The sequence below is a fragment of the Methylosinus sp. RM1 genome, from assembly GCF_011378635.1.
GTDB lineage: Bacteria > Pseudomonadota > Alphaproteobacteria > Rhizobiales > Beijerinckiaceae > Methylosinus > Methylosinus sporium.
This window is the reverse complement of the sequence record NZ_WOVC01000036.1, coordinates 1-16,824: the sequence shown is the minus strand read 5'-3', so window position 1 is coordinate 16,824 and position 16,824 is coordinate 1. Positions and strand designations below refer to the sequence as shown.

Below are 16,824 nucleotides of genomic sequence, written 5' to 3'. Positions count from 1 at the left end.
CAGCATGGCGGCGCGATGGTCTGATGAGCATATCGCCGCGACGCTCAATCGGATGGGCACGCGAACGGGCCAAGGCAAAACGTGGACGGCGCACCGCGTCGGATCGCTGCGAAGGGTCCATGGAATCCATGCCTATCTCTTCGCGGAAAAGGACGGAGAATGGCTGACGATGCGGGACGCGGCGACCGCTCTCGGGGTCTCCAGCTATACGATCCGCCGCCTTATCAAAGCGGGCGTGCTGCCCGCGGTGCAAGTTGTGCCGGACGCGCCGCATCAAATCCGCTCGAGCGACCTGCATTCCGAAGCCGTCAGCGCGGCGATCTCCCGAAAGGGTCGCCCGTGTCGCGATGATTCCGCAAACACACTTCCAATGTTTCCAGATACTTGAAAAGGTGGTGCATAATGAAAGCCCCGTCGCAATTCCCCGCAGTCCACGCTCGGCTGCATTGTTCGAGACGCAAACGCGCCCGTCGTCGAGGAACAACGTGAAGGCCGGCCATCGCTTCAGCATATATTGCATCGCTTTGGCGAAATCATGTCCACGCGAGAGCTTGGCGAGCTGTTCGCGCATATAGCTCTCGAGCGCGTCGACAAGAGGCCGGCTCGACGCCCGGCGAACAGCGAGGCATTCTTGCGCGCTCTTGCCGTTGATCGACCTCTCGATCTCGAACAGCGCGTCGATGCGGCGCACGATCTCTATGGCGATCGGCGAGAGCGGTATCTCCTTCTTGCCCGAAGCCTTGCGACGCGCGTTCTCCTCTAGATCGGCCATGGCGAAGAACGGTCGGCGCGCGTGGATCCAGCACGCGGCCTCCTGGATCGGCCCCGGTTTGCGGTCAGCCAGATAGAGCTTGTTGTAACCGTCATAGGCGTCGGCTTGCAGGATGCCGGCGTATCTCGCCAGATGGGTTTGTGGATGCTCGCCCTTCCGATCGCGCGAGTAGTAAAACATCGCTGCGGGGGGCCCGGCGCCGCCGAACGGCCTGTCATCGCGAACATAAACCCAGCAGCGCCCAGTGTCCGTCTTGCCCTTCGCCAGCACCGGCACTGTGGTGTCGTCCCCGTGCAACCGTTCGGCGGCCATTACATGGGCCTCGATGAGGCGACGGAGGGGATCGAGCGCCGCGCAGACGGCGCCAACCGCGTCGGCCATCGTCGACAGCGCGATTGGCGCGCCCTCCAGCGCATAGCGCTCGGCCTGGCGGTTCAGCGGCTGATGCTGGCCGAACTTCTCGAACACGATCATCGCCAGCAGGCTCGGCCCCGCCCACGCCCGCGGTATCGGGTGGAACGGCGCCGGCGCCTGGGTGATCTTCTCGCAGTCCCGGCAGGAGAACTTCTCCCGCACAGTCTCGATCACTTTCCATTGACGCGGGGTCGTCTCCAGCGTCTGCGTCACATCCTCGCCGAGCTTGCGCAGGCGCGCGCCGCCGCAGCAGGCGCAGGCCTTCGGCGCCTCGATCACCACGCGTTTGCGCGGCAGATGCTCAGGGAATGTGTTGCGCTCCGCCCGCTTGCGCTCGAAGCCGGCGACGGTCGTCGTTTTCGCGACGGCGCGCTCCGCTGCGAGTTCGTCCTCGGTCGCGCTCGCTTCCAGTTCTTCGAGTTCGAGCGACAACTGATCGAGCAATCGCGCCGAGCGCTCCGACTTCTGCCCGTAGATATGGCGCTGCAATTTGGCGATCTGAAGCTTCTGCGCGGCGATCAGCGCCATGTCTTCCGACGCCTTCGCAAGCGCGACGGCGAGCTGCGCTTTCAGCACGGCGTTCTCGTCGAGAAGGGCTTGGCTCACGGCGTCCATGAGGCGAAGTGAATCACAAAATGTGCGATTTGTGGCGCCCCAAAGTGCAGTCGACCCCAGCTTTTTTGCGTCTCACCCCGCGCATTGCGGCCTGAAGGTGAGTTGCAGGTTTCGCCAGTCGATCCCTTCCAGCATATAGGCCATCTGCCCGGCCGAGATCGACACCGCGCCCGCGCTCGCCGAGGGCCAGATGAACTTTCCGCGGTCGAGCCGCTTGGCGTAAAGCGACAGGCCGATCCCGTCGTGCCAGAGGATTTTGGCGAGATCGCCGCGGCGGCCCCGAAAAATGTAAAGGTCGCCCGCGTGAGGATCGCGCTTCAATTGCTCCTGAACCTGAAGCGCCAGGCCCCGCATGCCGCGCCGCATGTCGGTATGGCCGGTCGCGATCCAGACCCGGCAGCTCGCTGGCAGCGGGATCATCGGCGCAGCGCCTTCAGGACACGCGACAGCGCGGCGGTCTCGACATCGGCCCACACAATGATCCGATCGCCCTCGGCGAGCACGATCTCCATCTGGCCGGTCGACCCTGGAGCGGAATATTCCGCCGTCGCGTCCGGCGTGATCGTTACGGGCAGGATCGGCGCGAGTTTTTGCGGCGCGGCCAGCTCGACGCCAAACTGCCGACGCCAGGTGAAGAGCTGGTTGGTGTTGACATCGTGCCGTCGCGCGACCTCGGCGATCGAAGCTCCGTCCTCGAGGATCTCGTCGACGATCCGGCGCTTCTCTTCGAGAGACCATGATCGGCGCCGGCGCCGGAGAGCCGGCGAATCGTCATCGTTGCGCGACATCGGCGATAGTGTCCGCTTGTAATAGTAGTGGACACGATCATCGCGCCACCCGTCAGGCAGCTATCTCAAAAACCGCAATCAACGCCAGGGGGCCCACGGCGGAGGGATACACACGACCTAGCTTACTTTTGACGAAGTTCGGGCGCTGGCTGGCGGGTCGCGATACTATTATCTCGGTGCCGAGCTGCCGTATATCGACCGGGAAGCGAGCCCGCCTCACGCCGGATTAGACTCCCGCCGACGCGCCGGCTGGGCTTTCAGGGCCGAGCCTGCGTCGCCTGCTCGAGCTCGGCGCGGCGGGCCGCAAGCCGAGAGGCTCTGCGACCAGCCGGTCGAAAGGCCGCAATCGCTGGGAGACTCGCAAGCTGACCGTCTTTCCGGCGAAGGCGTGGTTCCGCCATACGGCGTGGGAGCCGCTCATCAAGACCATGTTGCGGCTGGAGCGAACAATCTACCGCCGCGATCCGGCGACCGGTCTTTTGAAGCAGACGATCGAGACCGTCTATTGGGTGTCCTCGGCGACCGGCCCGACGCCTGAGCGTTGGAACGAATGGATCAGAGGCCATTGGCGCATCGAGAACGGCAGCCACTATGTGCGCGACGTGGCGTTCGCGGAGGACGCTTCGCGCATTCGCAAGAACCCCGACATCGTCGCGCGGCTCCTTCGCCTATAATCTCCTGCGCGCCGATGGTTGCGATAACATCAAGAACGCCAGATGGCGCGCCGCTCTCGATATCCGAGCTGCCCTCGAAATAGCAGGGGCTCGTTAAAAACTGCACAGCCCTGGCCGGCCGGGCTCGGGAAGCCGCGAGCGAAGCCGCAAAACGGTTGATGCCTCAACGATTCCGTCGCTCTTTCAAGCCTGCGACTTTTTCGTTCTGCGAAGAGAGCTTCTTCGAGCTCGATTCGTTTCCTAGACCGTAATAGTCGGCGGTGAGCGTGTGATAGAGATGCGGCGCGAGAGCCGGCATATTCGTCCAGAGGCGATCGAGATCCAATTGCAATAAAGCGTCATTCACCTGCGACGGCTCGTCAACGAGCGTGAAATCAAGAATATGACCGGAGCCGAGGGTGCGTAGACGCTCCGCAGGAGCCCCTATATCGAAGACCACTGGCGGAACTCCGGCAATTAACGCCAGCGAGAGCGTGTAGCAATAGGTCTCCGGCCAGATAGAGGGAAATAAGGTGAGATGCGGGGCAAGCTCGATCAGCTTCTCGACCGCTGTGTCATCGTCGCCGTACTCTCCGGTCTGCGTCACGCCGACGCTGTCCATCATGCCCTGAATGTTTGTATAGCCGATCACCGTGAATTCGATCGGCAATTTTCGGATTTCCGCATCAAGTGCGAGCGCGTGTAGAACTCGGCTTCCCTTATGCGGGCCGAGTGCGCCCAGCACCGCCACCCGTAAGGGGCTCGACGAGGCGGGTGCGACCGCGCGTCGTTCTGGCGCACGCAGATGATCTTCGTGCGGGCGGACCAAAAATTCGACGCCCGGAGTTAGCTGCTTCAATCGTGCGGCCGCGTCCGCGGACGGCGTAAAAACGCCCTTCGCCTGGGCGAAGAAAGCGCGATAGACGGCGCGGCGCACTGGCGGCGGGATATACTGTCGGCACTCACTATCGGAGGCGAGACAATCGGCGCAGACCTCAAGGGTTGGCGCGCCGCAATATCGCCCGTCGGGGGTCACAAAATTTGTGCGGTGACAAACCGAGGAATAGTCGTGCGCCGTGCAATAGTAGTCGCGTCCCGATTTTTCGATGATGTCCATCAGCGCCGCGGTGCAATGCCATTCGAGTCCGGCGAAGGAATGCACATGGATGAACTCCGGCCTCATCCAGGCGATGAAATCGGCGAGAATCTCGCCATGTTTGTCGATGGTCATCCCGCCTAGCGTAGGCGTGAAAATGGATTCGTCGTGGACAAATTGGACATCGGCGCCTCCCGAACCGTTGCCGACTTTCAAGACGACCGTCTCGTAGCCTTCGGCCTTGAGACGCTCGACGTGACGTTCGACATGGGTGGCGACGCCGCCGCCATGCGCTTGCGTGATCATCAGCGCCGATTTGGTGCCGACTTGCTTGGCAACGCGATAGAGGTCGAGCCGCATGCGTGCCTCATGCGCGATATCGGCCCGCTGGTAGAGTTCGATGCGCGCAGGATAGTCGGGATGTTTACCCCGTAGCGCCCGCATGCCGGCGGCTTTTCCCGCCGATGCGCAATCTGCGAAGGATACCTCGCCCGCGTGATAGACGACAACGTCGTGCGCAAAAATGTTGCGATAACCGGCTTTCAATGCGCGCATGCAATAATCGTTTTCTTCGCCATAACCGCGGGCGAAAGCGTCGCGATCGAGCACGCCGATTTCGCAGATAATCTTGCGCCGCATGTAGAAGCAAAAACCGACCCCCGTCGGGACATCGGAAGAACGATACGCATTGGCAACTTTGGCGAAATCGTCAAGATCACCTACCGTGACTTCCAACGCGACATAATTGTCTTGATTGGGCAGTGGATAACTACATATGGTGGCGTTGTTCGAAAAAGGCGTGATCGTCGCAACTTTTTCGTCTTTGTCAGCATGGAAGAGCAAGCGATCGATCCAATCGCCGTGCACGATCGCATCCGAATTGAGAAGGATCACGTCGCGATCCGGGTGCAGCGTGAGGCCGCGATTGACCGTGCCGACGAAGCCGAGATTCACTTCATTCTCCAGATAGGTGAACAAATCGCGCGCGGCGAGACGACGTAGCTCTTCGGTAATGCGGCTGTCAGGGCTGCGGTCGTTGACCACGACGAGTTCGAAGGGCACCCGCTGCGCATTCGCCAGGACGGCGTGGATCGCCGCGAAAGTCTCGGCATATCCGTCATAGACGGGTACGATGACGTCGACGAGCGCGTCGGCAACTGATTTGGCCCCGGAAAGGAAGTCCCAAGCCTCCGCAGGGGGCGCGACGAGGCTCGGCCAAAAGGCGGAGCCGATCGGATTGGGTTTGCGACCCTCCGCCCGGCCTTTAGTAATATAGTGAAAGAACGGATTAACGTTGGAGTCAGCGACATCCCGGTACTTGGCCAAATAGTATTTCGTCCAGAACAGGCGCGAGGGGTTACGCCCCTCTTTCCAGCCGTAATCCACAAAATGCAACAGTGGATGATTGCCGGAAGCGGCCACGTCGCTATTGGTACGTAGGTAGAACTCCGACTCGAACTCGGGCGCGATGGCCGCGATCTCCGCCGCCCGGTCTCCGTCGACGAAGAGCGGCTTCTTCATCGTGGAAACGTATTTGGTCTTGGGGGCCGCAGCTACGGGTTCCACCGATCCGCTCCGTCGCTGCTCACAGGACTGGGTTCTGGTCGAGACGAAATGATAGAAGGGGTTGACCTTGGAGACCAGAATATGTGGATGGGCTTTCAGGTAATCCTCAGTCGAGAAGCTGCAATTGGGTTCGTAACCTGCGCGCCAACCGATTGTCAGATAATGATCCAGCGCCGATTCGATGGGCACAGAAAACCGACGGCTGTAGAAACCCTCGTCGAACTCGGGACCGATGACGCGACGCTGAACCTCGAGCAGATCCCGCTCCGATTCGGGGAAAATGCGAAGATCAGTCTCATTTCTGTGCAACGCATAATGCTGCAAGGGATTTTCCGACAGGCACCCGCCCAAATTACGATCTTTGTAGAAAAGCGTATCAAAGTCAGCCGATGGATTGCGCCCCTCTCGCCATCCATGCGTCGCAAAATGAGTGTAAGGGTCGACGCCGGCGCTCTTGACATCCGAATAGGCGCTCAAATAATATTTCGCATCAAAATAGTATTTTTCATCGCTTCGCATGCCGATCAATCGCCAGAAAAGTCTGAACACCACTCGATCCTCGTTTCTAGGACAGTGAGAAACCACAGCGCAGAGCTTCAGAACAGTTGAAAACCTTGATAAGGCTCCCTTCCCTCCGCAAAACCATGGAGATCGAAATGCTCTTGGCCATCCTTGAAAGCCCCCGACTCGACCGCCTCACGAACATCGGGATTTTCAGCCAGATAGAATTTTTCGTCCACCTTTATGGCGTAAGGCAACCGATCCTCGAAATAGCCGTATAGTAAATAATGTTGCTTGGCTGAACTGAGTAATTTCAGCGCCAGTGCAGATTGAACATCTTCGTATTTTTCCAAATACCAAAGTTCGTCGAATCGGACATTGGCTATGGCAGCCTTCAATAAATGAAGGAAAGCTTCCTTTGGGATCACGATTTCAGGCCCGCCGGCACTGACGTGCTCGATGAGCTGGGTTCTCACTTCCAGATATCGCAAGTGAAGCTCCTCATTGTATCCGAAATTTGACATCTGCATTTTGCCTGCGTTAAGTCAAGTCTTAGCACGGTTTTTCGTACCTACACAATGGCCTCGTCAATCGGCGGATTTGTTGTGCCGTCGGATATAGCGGGCGGATTGCGGTGCAATTTTTGCCGATAGCTACGCGATGGGGTCCGGCAGTTCGTTAGGATCGGGCAGCGAGCACCGCCCTCCAAATTTCGGGCGCAGTTGTCCCGGCGGCTCTAAATCTGCTCAGCGCGAATTGACCCTTCCTGATGCGATGCGATGAGACGCTGGGAGAGCTGGCGTAGTAATTCGACGTTCATCCGAACCAGATCGCGACGTGGAAGGGCCACCTTCTCGAAGGCGCGGCAGGAGTTTTCGGTCAGGATAAGCCGGAAGCGAAGGAGGTGGCCGTCGATTTGAAGGCGCTGCACGCCAAGAGCGGCGAGCTCACCCTGACCAACGATTTTTTTGTCCGGCGCGCTCAGCAAGGCCGGCCTGCTGGTTCTGGTGCAAACGGCGTGAGCGGGACATAATCCTTCGGAGGGCGGAACCGGACTCTGGCGTTTATGGACGATGCTGAGCGTGGACGATCTTTTCAAAGGGTGCCATTTCGACCGCGAAATTATCGTTCTCTGCGTGCGCTGGTATGGTCGCGGTAGAGACGTCGGTTTCCCCACGCCCCCGCACAGATCCGTACGTGCGGGATTACCGGCTCTTGCCTTGAGTCATGACGCGAAGCGCTAGTGCACTGACACGGACATAGGATTCACAATTGCGGCACGGCGTGCGAGTTTGGGCTCATGGCCCAGACTGTCTGCATCATCCTTCGGGACGAAGACCGCGAGCGACTGGAGGCGATCGCTTCCGATCGCTCTCGGGCGCGCTCAAACATATCCAACGCGCAAAGATCGTGCTCTTTTCCGCCGAACGGCTCCCGGTTCTGGAGATCGCGCGGCGCGCCGGCGTCAGCCGTCCAGCAGTCTGGCGCTGGCAGCAGCGCTATGGAGAGGAAGGCGTCGACGGCCTGTTGCGCGACAAGACCCGCAAGCCGGGCCGCGCCCCGCTCGACGCGAAGCTCGTCGCCAGAGTTCTCGAATTGAGCTGCTCGGAGCCGCCCGGCGCCGCCACTCATTGGACGGGCCGCGCCATGGCGAAGATCATGGGGATTTCGCTGCGGGCGGTGCAGCGCCTCTGGGAAAAGCATCGCCTCCAGCCGCATCGCATCCGAACATTCAAGCGCTCGAGCGATCCGCAGTTCGCCGAGAAGGTCGAGGATGTCGTCGGCCTCTACATGGACCCGCCGGCTCACGCCGTCGTGGTCTCCATCGACGAGAAGAGCCAGATCCAGGCGCTCGACCGCACACAACCCGGCCTGCCGCTCAAACCCGGAAAATGCGGGACGATGACCCACGACTACAAGAGAAACGGCACGACCACCCTGTTCGCCGCGCTCGATATTCTGCACGGAACCGTCATCGGCCGCTGCATGAAGCAGCATCGGCATCAGGAGTTCATCCGCTTTCTGTCCGCAGTCGAGCGCGCCGTGCCGGCGGGCAAGGTCATCCACGCCATCCTCGACAATTACGCGACCCACAAGCATCCCGCGGTCATGAAGTGGCTCGCCGATCATCCACGCTGGACCTTCCACTTCACGCCGACCTCGGCTTCGTGGCTGAACGCCGTCGAGGGGTTTTTCTCGACCATCACCCGCCGAAAAATCCGTCGCGGCGTGTTCAAATCCGTGCCCGAGCTCGAAGCCGAGATCGCCCGCTACATCAGGCAACACAACAAATCCGCTGAGCCTTTCGTCTGGACGAAGCCGGCAAAGGCCATCTTCGACAAGCTGGCCCGAGTTCCTGCTCCTTCCGTCTGAGTCAGTGCACTAGTTCGGATAGGGACGCAGAACACGGACCTTGGGGATGTAGAGCGTAATGAGGCGCTGGAGCTCTCCCATGTCATGCGCGAACGCTGGCTGCGCCGCCGCAAGGCGTGCATCCAGGCCCGACAGACTTCGGCGCGGAACATGCCGAGCCTCTTCAGATTGCCGGGCACGGCGTGATAGTTCAGATACCCTTGCACAGCACGGCGCAACCATGCGCCGATCACTTTGATCGATGCGTGCCGTCGCTGCATTAGGCTGGCTCGGATCGCTTTCAATGTCGCGCTGAGCCTTTTTGCCACGGTCAACCTCCACACGATGAAGATTCGAGTTTTCCGCCGCGCCCCGCATATGTGCGTGAAGCCGAGGAAGTCGAAAGTTTCCGGGCGGCGCTGTCCGCGACGGGCGCAGCGCTCGATTGCATGTAACCGGTGCGGCCGTGCCACACCGATCGGCTGTGGACGGCGGGCGCTGGGCAGTTGACCTTTGATCGGAGGGATGGCGTCGTGCTTTTGAGGAGCGACGCCGATGACGATCGAGGACCAGCTTCGAGAGCGGTTGCGGAAGGTCGAGGCGCTGCATTTCGGCGCGACGAGCGCCGGAGAGCGCGAGGCGGCCAGCGCGGCGGCCGATCGGCTGAGGGCGAAGCTCGATGAGGCGGCGCGCAGCGATCCTCCCGTCGAGATGAAGTTCAGCCTCCCGGACGAATGGTCGGTGCGCTTGTTTGTCGCTCTATGCCGACGCTACGGCGTGCGCCCTTTCCGCTATTCGCGGCAACGCCGCACGACGATCATGGTGAGGGCGCCGCGGCGCTTTTTCGACGCCGTCGTGTGGCGGCAATTTTCCGATCTGCACACGGACCTTTGGATCTATTTCGAGCAGACGACGGAGCGGCTGATCAAAGAGTCGATCTGCTCCGATACGAGGGACGCAGAGACGGCGAGCGAGCCGAGCCTGTTGCGTTGATGGTGGTCCACACGAGAAGCTCGGCGAGCCGATTGTTGGTGGTCGCGCCGGAGACCATGCGCTCCAGCACATCCGCGAGCCATGTCTCCGGATCGACGCCATTGAGCCGCGCCGTTTGAATCAGCGTCGATAGGATCGCCCATGTTTCGGCGCCGCCATTGTCGCCGGCGAAAAGCGAGTTGCGCTTGCCGATCGCGATCGATCGAATGGGGCGCTCCACGATATTGGTATCCGGCTCGATGCGGCCATCGTCATGAAAGCGCGCCAATCCGCTCCAATGCGCGAGCGTATAGTTTATCGCCTTGATCAGCGGCGAGATTTGCGACAGCCCGTCGCGCACGGCGATCAAGCGGGCGTGGAGCGCCTCCATGATCGGCTTTGGCTCGGCCTGCCGAACCGCGCGCCGCTCGTCGGCGCTTTTGCTGCGAATGCGCTTCTCGATCGCATAGACCAACGCGATCGTCTGTAAGCGGTGCGAGCGTCCCACCTCGAAAAACTTCGAGCGTCGCGCGATCCTCCTCGAGTGATTTGGTCATGAGGAGGGTTGGGCGATGGATCATTCCATGCTTGATGCCATGCATGAAGGCAGGACTTATCAACGGGTGGAGCTGATCACCGGCGGCCGGCGCCGGCGCAGTTGGACGTCCGAGGAAAAAGCCAGGATCGTCGCGGAAAGCGCGGAGCCGAACGCCAACATTTCGGACGTCGCTCGGCGCAATGGCGTAAGCCGTGGACTGCTGACCGTCTGGCGTCGGCAGGCCTGGGAGGCGCGAAGCACGTCCGAGCATGAATCGCTGTTCGCTGCGGTGCGCGTGAGATGTGTCGAGGAGCGCCCGCAGAATGCGACCGCGATCGTCGAGGAGCGAGATGCGGTCTCTGTCGTGTCATGTACGATCGAGGTCTCGATGGCCGATGCGACGGTCCGTGTGCCGATGGGCGCGGACAGCGCGACGGTCAACGCAGTGATTTCGGCGCTGCGTCGTTCGCGATGATCTCCGTCGGCGCGTAGCGACGTGTGTTCGTATCGACGCGGCCGGTCGATTTCCGCAAAGGTGTGCATGGACTCGTCGCACTGGTGGCGGAGGATTTAAGATGCAATCCTTACAGTGGTGACGTGTATGTGTTCCGCGCCAAGCGCAAGGACCGCTTAAAGCTTTTGCTATTCGACGGCTCGGGAACAGTTCTGGCGACGAAATGGCTGGAGGATAGCGGCTTCGCCTGGCCGCCAGCACAAGACGGTGTGGTGTCTCTGACGCCGACGCAGTTCGCGATGTTGTTCAACGGCTTCTCCGAATGGTCGCGCATGACGCCGAAGGCGGTGAAGAGACCGAATAAGACTGCGTGATATTGCTGTATTCGCTGGAGCGTCAGCGAGCGCGGTGGTACATTCATGTCATGGCGCTTCGCTCCACGCCCCTTCCATCGGACCCGGCTCTGCTGACGGAGCTGGCGCTCGCGCTCGAAGCGGAAAACGAGACGCTGAAGACGACGATCGCGACGCTGAAAGCCCTGATTTTCGGCGCGCGCTCCGAGCGCTTGTCCAGGCTGGGCGCCGAACAGCTCGCGCTCGACCTTTCGGATAATCGAGACGAAGAGCCGCGGAAGACGGCGACGACGAACGATGACATGCCGGCGTCCGAGGAAGCCGTGAAGAGGCCGTGCAAAAAGGCCCGGCGCAACATCGGGAAGCTGCCCGAGCACCTTCCCCGCTGCGAGCGCGTGATCGAGCCGACGACAACGCAGTGTCCTTGCTGCAAAGGACAAATGAATCGCATCGGCGAGGATGTGAGCGAGACGCTCGACCGCGTTCCGGCCGTGCTGCGCGTCTTGCGCACGATCCGTCCCAAATATGCGTGCCGAGCTTGTGAAAGCGCGGTCGTGCAAGCGCCGGCGCCGGCGCAGCTGATCGAAGGCGGCATGGTCTCGACGGCGCTCGTCGCCCATATCGCCGTCGCCAAATATGGCTGGCTGTCGACCCTCTATCGTCAGACCGCCATCCTCGCCGGCCTGGGCGTCGTCCTCGATCGACAGACGCTGGCGCGCTGGATGAAGCAGACGGCCTGGATGCTGAAGGGGCTCTACGATCTGCAATTGGAGGTGATGCATCGCTATCCGCGGCTCTTCTGCGACGAGACGCCGATGCCTGTGCTCGCGCCCGGACATGTGAAGCTCCGACAGTTTTGGGCGCATGCAACCGATGACCGCCCCTGGGCGGGACCGGCTCCGCCGGCCATCGCCTATGTGTTCGCGGACGGCCGCAGCAAGAAGGAGATCGCGTCGCAGCTTTCCGGCTTTACCAGAATCTTGCAGGTCGACGGCTACGCCGCCTACAAGGCGCTGGTCAAGGACGAGGGCGCCGAAAGCCGCGTCACGCTCGCCTTCTGCCTCGCGCATGCGCGCCGCAAGTTCGTCGCGGTGTTCAAGACGACGAGCTCGCCATTCGCCAAAGAGGTCATCGAGACGATCGCGACGGTCTATGCGATCGAGAAGCGCATTCGCGGCAAAAGCGCCGACGAGCGGCGCGCGGTTCGGCAGGCCGAGACAAAGCCGATCATGGAGGCGCTCCATGCCCGCTTGATCGCCGTGCGCGACGGGCTGTCGCAAATCTCGCCGCTGATCAAGGCGATAAACTATACGCTCGCGCATTGGAGCGGATTGACGCGCTTTCAGGACGACGGCCGCATCGAGCCGGACACCAATATCGTCGAGCGGCCCATTCGCTCGATCGCGATCGGCAAGCGCAACTCGCTTTTCGCCGGCGACAATGGCGGCGCCGAAACATGGGCGATCCTATCGACGCTGATTCAAACGGCGCGGCTCAATGGCGTCGATCCGGAGACATGGCTCGCGGATGTGCTGGAGCGCATGGTCTCCGGCGCGACCACCAACAATCGGCTCGCCGAGCTTCTCGTGTGGAACTGGAAAGCCGCGCGTCACCAGGCCGAAGCGGCGGCCTGATCCACCATCAACGCAATAGGCTCGGCTCGCTCGCCGTCTCCGCATCCCTCGTATCCGAGCAGATCGACTCTTTGATCAGCCGCTCCGTCGTCTGCTCGAAATAGATCCAAAGGTCCGTGTGCAGATCGGAAAACTGCCGCCACACGACGGTGTCGAAAAAGCGCCGCGGCGCCCTCACCATGATCGTCGTGCGGCGTTGCCGCGAATAGCGGAAAGGGCGCACGCCATAGCGACGGCACAGAGCGACAAACAAACGCACGGACCATTCGTCTGGAAGGCTGAACTTCATCTCGACCGGAGGATCGCTGCGCGCCGCCTCATCGAGCTTCGCCCTCAGCCGATCGGCCGCCGCGCTGGCCGCCTCGCGCTCTCCGGCGCTCGTCGCGCCGAAATGCAGCGCCTCCACCTTCCGCAACCGCTCTCGAAGCTGGTCCTCGATCGTCATCGGCGTCACTCCTCAAAAGCACGACGCCATCCCTCCGATCAGACGTCAACTGCCCAGCCCCCGCCGTCCACAGCCGATCGGTGTGGCACGGCCACACCGATCTTATGTCCGCTGTCAACCATGTAGACGTGCGTACCCATCCGCTGCGAGAGACAGCGTCGAAGAAAGTTGGTCGCGCACGGGTGGAGACAGGATCTGTTGGACGTCGGTGATCAAGCTCTTATGCGCGGGTCGAAACCGCATTCCCGATAATGCGTCCGGGGCTGTCCCGATCTTACAGCGGGCGTCGGCTTTTGAGCCGGCCACAAAGCGTCTGACGGGAGTTCCCCTGCCGTGATCCTGCCTCCGCCCGTGCGCGAAGGGCAATCGTTGGTCGCGCTTTAGGCGACTTGCGCCTCCCTTGCCGCAGACCACATGAAACCGACCAGCTCACGAGCAACGGCAACGCAAACGACAGTCGTCTTTTTTCCTCGAGCGACAAGCGCCCGGTAACGTGCAGTGAGACGTGTTTGGGCCTTCCAGGCGATCTCCCTCACACGCGGCGGCACAGCTTCGATCTGGTAGAGCTTCTTCTTGCCGATCCGTGGCGGGTGCCGGTAGGTCCAGGCGCTTTCGACCAGCATATGACGGACGCGCCCGTTCCCTGCTTTTGTGATGCCGCCCCGTCGAACCGTATCGCCCGTCGAGCGCTCACTCGGCGTGAGGCCGAGATAACCCATGAGCTGCCGCGGGCTGTCAAACCGCCGAAGATCGCCAAGCTCCGTGGCGCAAGTGACCGCCACGATGAGGTCGATGCCTCGCAACGCCTGAAAAGCCCGGACGATAGGCGCGAGCGACCATTCTGGAACAAACTCTTCGATAGAGGCTTCGAGCCGTTCCACTCGCTCCTTCGAGATTCTCACCGCTTCGACCATTTCCTGAAGAGCGATCTGGTGCGCCGGATGATCGAATTTCTGTTCTTGCAGCCAACGAAGATGGCGGGCGCCCCATGTGGTTTTGCGCGGGAATACTCGGCCGTGCCGGAGCATGAATGCGCTGACTTGCTGCCTATGCACACGCAGTGTTTCGACTGCCGCCGACCGAGCGCGTACGAGATCGCGGATCGCCTCGTGGCCTTCGTCGGGAACCCACACCGCGGTCAACTCCCCTGCGCGAAGCAGCCTGGCGAGCGCGACCGCATCTCGACGGTTGGTCTTTACCCGATCACTCGGCTTGCGCGGAATGAGTGATGGCGCCACGACCGTACAGGGAAAGCCCATGCCGACTATGAGACGATACAAACCGTATCCCGTTGGGCCCGCCTCGTAGCAAAAATGCGCTCGTTCCTGCTTCGACGTGATCTTCTTGATCAATCTTCGCATGCTCTCTTCAGAGGCGTCCACCTCCCCGAGATACCGCACCTCGCCGTTACGCCCGCCGTCCGCTATCGCAATCGCGTTGCGGGCCTTCGAAACATCGATTCCAACAAAAATCTCATTAGATTGGTCCATGGCTCGTCCTCCTGCGCTGAGGATCGACTCGGCTGTCGAGTAACCCTCGCTCGCACAGCGTAGGACGAGCCACCCCCCACCGCAGTAGCGGACATACGGTCTTACGATCGTCTCGATGACCTCTTTAGCGAATGGCGAGTTCGTCGTCTTGAACACCGCGACGAACTTGCGGCGCGCATGCGCGAGGCAGAAAGCGAGTGTGACGCGACTTTCGGCGCCCTCGTCCTTGACCAGCGCCTTGTAGGCGGCGTAGCCGTCGACCTGCACTATAAGGTCTGGCGGGTTGCAACTCCGGCGTATAGGGCGGCAGAAAAATCAGCCGAACGCCATCAGACACGCTCAGACCCGCGTCGCCATGCCAGCCGGCGTTGTCGAGGACGAGCACGATGGTGCGGTCGACGCCTGCCTTGGCTTCGCGCGCGAAGGTTTCGAGCAGCGCCGCGAAAAATGGTTTTGAACCGCCCCGCGTCCATTAATGGGACTTCGCCCAAGGGCGTCGGAAGCGCCACGCGTCCTCAATCTTGAAAACATTACGGAAGATCTGGCCGCAATTTATCACCACATTTCTTTCAACACTTGCGTCAGATAGGCGCCATATTGGCTCTTGGCGAGTTTCTGCGCGGCGGCGCGCAGTGTCTCGGCATCGATCCATCCCTGGCGGAAGGCGATTTCTTCGAGGCAGGCGATGCGCTGTCCTTGCCGCATCTCTATCGCGCGGACATATTCGGCGGCCTCCAGCAGAGAGGCCGGCGTGCCCGTGTCGAGCCAGGCGAATCCGCGCCCCAATCGCTCGACATTCAATTCGCCGCGCTGGAGATAGATATTGTTGAGATCGGTGATCTCCAATTCGCCGCGCGGTGAAGGTCTCAGCTCCGCCGCGAAATGCGGCGCGCGCTCGTCGTAGAAATAGAGGCCTGTGACCGCCCAATTGGATTTGGGCGCTTTCGGCTTTTCCTCGAGCGACAGCGCGCGGCCTTCGGCGTCGAAATCGACGACGCCGTAACGCTCGGGATCAGCGACGTGATAGGCGAAGACCGTGGCGCCGCGACCAATGTCTCTTGCCTTTATCAGCGAGTCCGTAAGGCTGTGGCCGTAGAAAATATTGTCGCCGAGCACGAGGACGGAATTCCGCCCTTCGACGAAGCTCGCGCCGATGATATAGGCCTGCGCCAGCCCGTCAGGGCGTGATTGCACGGCGTAGGTGAGCGAGACGCCCCATTGCGCGCCGGAGCCGAGTAGGCGCCGGAAGGCCGCTTCGTCCTCCGGCGTTGTGATCACGAGAATTTCGCGCACGCCGGCGAGCATCAGCGCGCTCAGCGGATAATAGATCATCGGCTTGTCATAGACCGGCAGCAATTGCTTGGAGACGGCGAGCGTCGCGGGATGCAGGCGCGTGCCGCTGCCGCCGGCGAGAATGATTCCGCGCATGATTTCTTTCCTCAATGATCGGAGCCCGCTATCAGCCGGTCGACGCAATTGCTGAGCGAAGCGCGCCACTCGGGCAGAGCGACGCCATGAACCTGTGAAAGTTTGGCGTTGTCGAGGCGCGAATTGGCCGGGCGCCGCGCCGGCGTCGGAAAATCGGCCGTCGCGATGCGACGCACGCGCACGGCTCGACGGCCATGTTCTGCCGCGCACGCGAAGATCGCCTCTGCGACATCGGCCCAGCAGGCTTCGCCGGCGCCGGTCATGTGAAACACGCCGCGCAGCTGCGGCGCGCCGTCCTGCCGCAGGCGGGTCGCGACGGCGAGCGTGGCGTCGGCGAGGTCGAGTGCGCTCGTCGGATTGCCGAGCTGATCGGCGACGACGCCGACCTCCTCGCGCGTCTCGCCGAGGCGCAACATAGTGCGCACGAAATTCACGCCGAAGGGGCTATAGACCCAGGCCGTACGGAGAATGACCGAGTTCGGACAGAGCGCGGCGACGCGCCTTTCGCCTTCGAGCTTGGAGCGGCCATAGGCGCCGAGCGGCGCGGTTGCGTTGTCCTCGCGATAGGGACGCGGCGCGGAGCCGTCGAACACATAATCGGTGGAAAAATGGATGAGCGGAACGCCGAGCTCGGCCGCCGCTTCGGCGACATGGCCGGCGCCCTCGCCATTGACGCGAAACGCGAGCTCTTCTTCCTGCTCGGCCTTGTCGACGGCGGTATAGGCGGCGGCGTTGACGATCACATCGCCGCGC

Annotated in this window: 14 protein-coding genes and 5 pseudogenes; 8 read left to right on the top strand and 11 right to left on the bottom strand. The window is 61.6% G+C overall.

Annotation, left to right across the window (positions count from 1 at the left end):
* Positions 1-4: 4 nt before the first annotated feature.
* Positions 5-235, top strand: a pseudogene (locus FMZ75_RS22255) (serine recombinase); the annotation flags it as partial.
* A gap of 9 nt (positions 236-244) precedes the next feature.
* Here FMZ75_RS22255 and FMZ75_RS17845 read toward each other — a convergent pair.
* The 3 genes and pseudogenes from FMZ75_RS17845 to FMZ75_RS21975 all read right to left on the bottom strand — a co-directional run.
* Positions 245-1,801: pseudogene (locus FMZ75_RS17845) on the bottom strand (IS66 family transposase); the annotation flags it as partial.
* Positions 1,802-1,873: 72 nt separating this feature from the next.
* Positions 1,874-2,221 (bottom strand): IS66 family insertion sequence element accessory protein TnpB, encoded by a 348-nt coding sequence (gene tnpB / locus FMZ75_RS17840; protein WP_166144832.1) that lies wholly within the window; start codon positions 2,219-2,221, stop codon positions 1,874-1,876.
* The gene (locus tag FMZ75_RS21975) at positions 2,218-2,589 is read right to left on the bottom strand and encodes a transposase (protein WP_166144829.1); all 372 of its coding nucleotides are present in this window, start codon (positions 2,587-2,589) and stop codon (positions 2,218-2,220) included. The genes tnpB (FMZ75_RS17840) and FMZ75_RS21975 overlap by 4 nt, the downstream gene beginning before the upstream one ends.
* Before the next feature lie 269 nt (positions 2,590-2,858).
* Here FMZ75_RS21975 and FMZ75_RS17830 point away from each other — a divergent pair, with 269 nt between their 5' ends.
* On the top strand, positions 2,859-3,263 hold the full coding sequence (locus FMZ75_RS17830; protein ID WP_166144860.1) for an ISAs1 family transposase: 405 nt from the start codon (positions 2,859-2,861) through the stop codon (positions 3,261-3,263).
* 163 nt (positions 3,264-3,426) lie between these two features.
* Here FMZ75_RS17830 and FMZ75_RS17825 read toward each other — a convergent pair whose 3' ends face one another.
* A complete protein-coding gene (locus FMZ75_RS17825) occupies positions 3,427-6,456 on the bottom strand; it encodes a glycosyltransferase (RefSeq protein WP_166144826.1) in 3,030 nt (1,009 codons plus the stop codon).
* Between the two features lie 44 nt (positions 6,457-6,500).
* Positions 6,501-6,896 carry a hypothetical protein gene (locus FMZ75_RS17820; RefSeq protein WP_166144823.1) on the bottom strand — a complete coding sequence of 132 codons (396 nt, stop codon included), beginning with the start codon at positions 6,894-6,896 and terminating at the stop codon, positions 6,501-6,503.
* A 317-nt stretch (positions 6,897-7,213) separates the two neighbouring features.
* Between FMZ75_RS17820 and FMZ75_RS17815 the strand changes: the two are divergent.
* From FMZ75_RS17815 to FMZ75_RS17805, 3 genes and pseudogenes are all read left to right on the top strand, one after another.
* Positions 7,214-7,405 (top strand): annotated as a pseudogene (locus FMZ75_RS17815) (IS3 family transposase); the annotation flags it as partial.
* Positions 7,406-7,705: 300 nt separating this feature from the next.
* Positions 7,706-8,778: pseudogene (locus tag FMZ75_RS17810) on the top strand (IS630 family transposase).
* A 534-nt stretch (positions 8,779-9,312) separates the two neighbouring features.
* Positions 9,313-9,750, top strand: coding sequence for a hypothetical protein (locus tag FMZ75_RS17805; protein WP_166144820.1), 438 nt, complete (start codon positions 9,313-9,315; stop codon positions 9,748-9,750).
* Here the strand turns inward: FMZ75_RS17805 and FMZ75_RS22250 are convergent.
* Complete coding sequence (locus tag FMZ75_RS22250; protein WP_166144817.1) at positions 9,683-10,237, bottom strand: transposase; 555 nt, start codon at positions 10,235-10,237, stop codon at positions 9,683-9,685. The genes FMZ75_RS17805 and FMZ75_RS22250 overlap by 68 nt on opposite strands.
* Positions 10,238-10,301: 64 nt before the next feature.
* Between FMZ75_RS22250 and FMZ75_RS17795 the strand changes: the two genes are divergently transcribed.
* Genes FMZ75_RS17795 through FMZ75_RS17785 form a run of 3 tightly spaced genes read left to right on the top strand, consistent with a single transcriptional unit; the run spans position 10,302 to position 12,708 of the window.
* The gene (locus FMZ75_RS17795) at positions 10,302-10,742 is read left to right on the top strand and encodes a transposase (protein WP_166144814.1); all 441 of its coding nucleotides are present in this window, start codon (positions 10,302-10,304) and stop codon (positions 10,740-10,742) included.
* Positions 10,743-10,765: 23 nt separating this feature from the next.
* Positions 10,766-11,095, top strand: a complete 330-nt coding sequence (gene tnpB / locus FMZ75_RS17790; protein ID WP_166144811.1) for an IS66 family insertion sequence element accessory protein TnpB — start codon at positions 10,766-10,768, stop codon at positions 11,093-11,095.
* A gap of 50 nt (positions 11,096-11,145) precedes the next feature.
* On the top strand, positions 11,146-12,708 hold the full coding sequence (locus FMZ75_RS17785; RefSeq protein ID WP_166144808.1) for an IS66 family transposase: 1,563 nt from the start codon (positions 11,146-11,148) through the stop codon (positions 12,706-12,708).
* Between the two features lie 7 nt (positions 12,709-12,715).
* Here the strand turns inward: FMZ75_RS17785 and FMZ75_RS17780 are convergent, their stop codons facing one another.
* The 5 genes and pseudogenes from FMZ75_RS17780 to rfbD form a co-directional block, all read right to left on the bottom strand.
* Positions 12,716-13,153, bottom strand: coding sequence for a hypothetical protein (locus FMZ75_RS17780; RefSeq protein ID WP_166144805.1), 438 nt, complete (start codon positions 13,151-13,153; stop codon positions 12,716-12,718).
* Positions 13,154-13,533: 380 nt separating this feature from the next.
* A complete protein-coding gene (locus tag FMZ75_RS17775; protein WP_207783500.1) occupies positions 13,534-14,910 on the bottom strand; it encodes an IS110 family transposase in 1,377 nt (458 codons plus the stop codon).
* Between the two features lie 13 nt (positions 14,911-14,923).
* Positions 14,924-15,079, bottom strand: a pseudogene (locus FMZ75_RS21715) (IS630 family transposase); the annotation flags it as partial.
* Positions 15,080-15,198: 119 nt separating this feature from the next.
* Positions 15,199-16,071, bottom strand: a complete 873-nt coding sequence (gene rfbA, locus FMZ75_RS17765) for a glucose-1-phosphate thymidylyltransferase RfbA (RefSeq protein WP_166144802.1) — start codon at positions 16,069-16,071, stop codon at positions 15,199-15,201.
* A gap of 11 nt (positions 16,072-16,082) precedes the next feature.
* The coding region (gene rfbD, locus FMZ75_RS17760; RefSeq protein ID WP_166144799.1) for a dTDP-4-dehydrorhamnose reductase at positions 16,083-16,824 on the bottom strand (742 nt) is incomplete at its 5' end.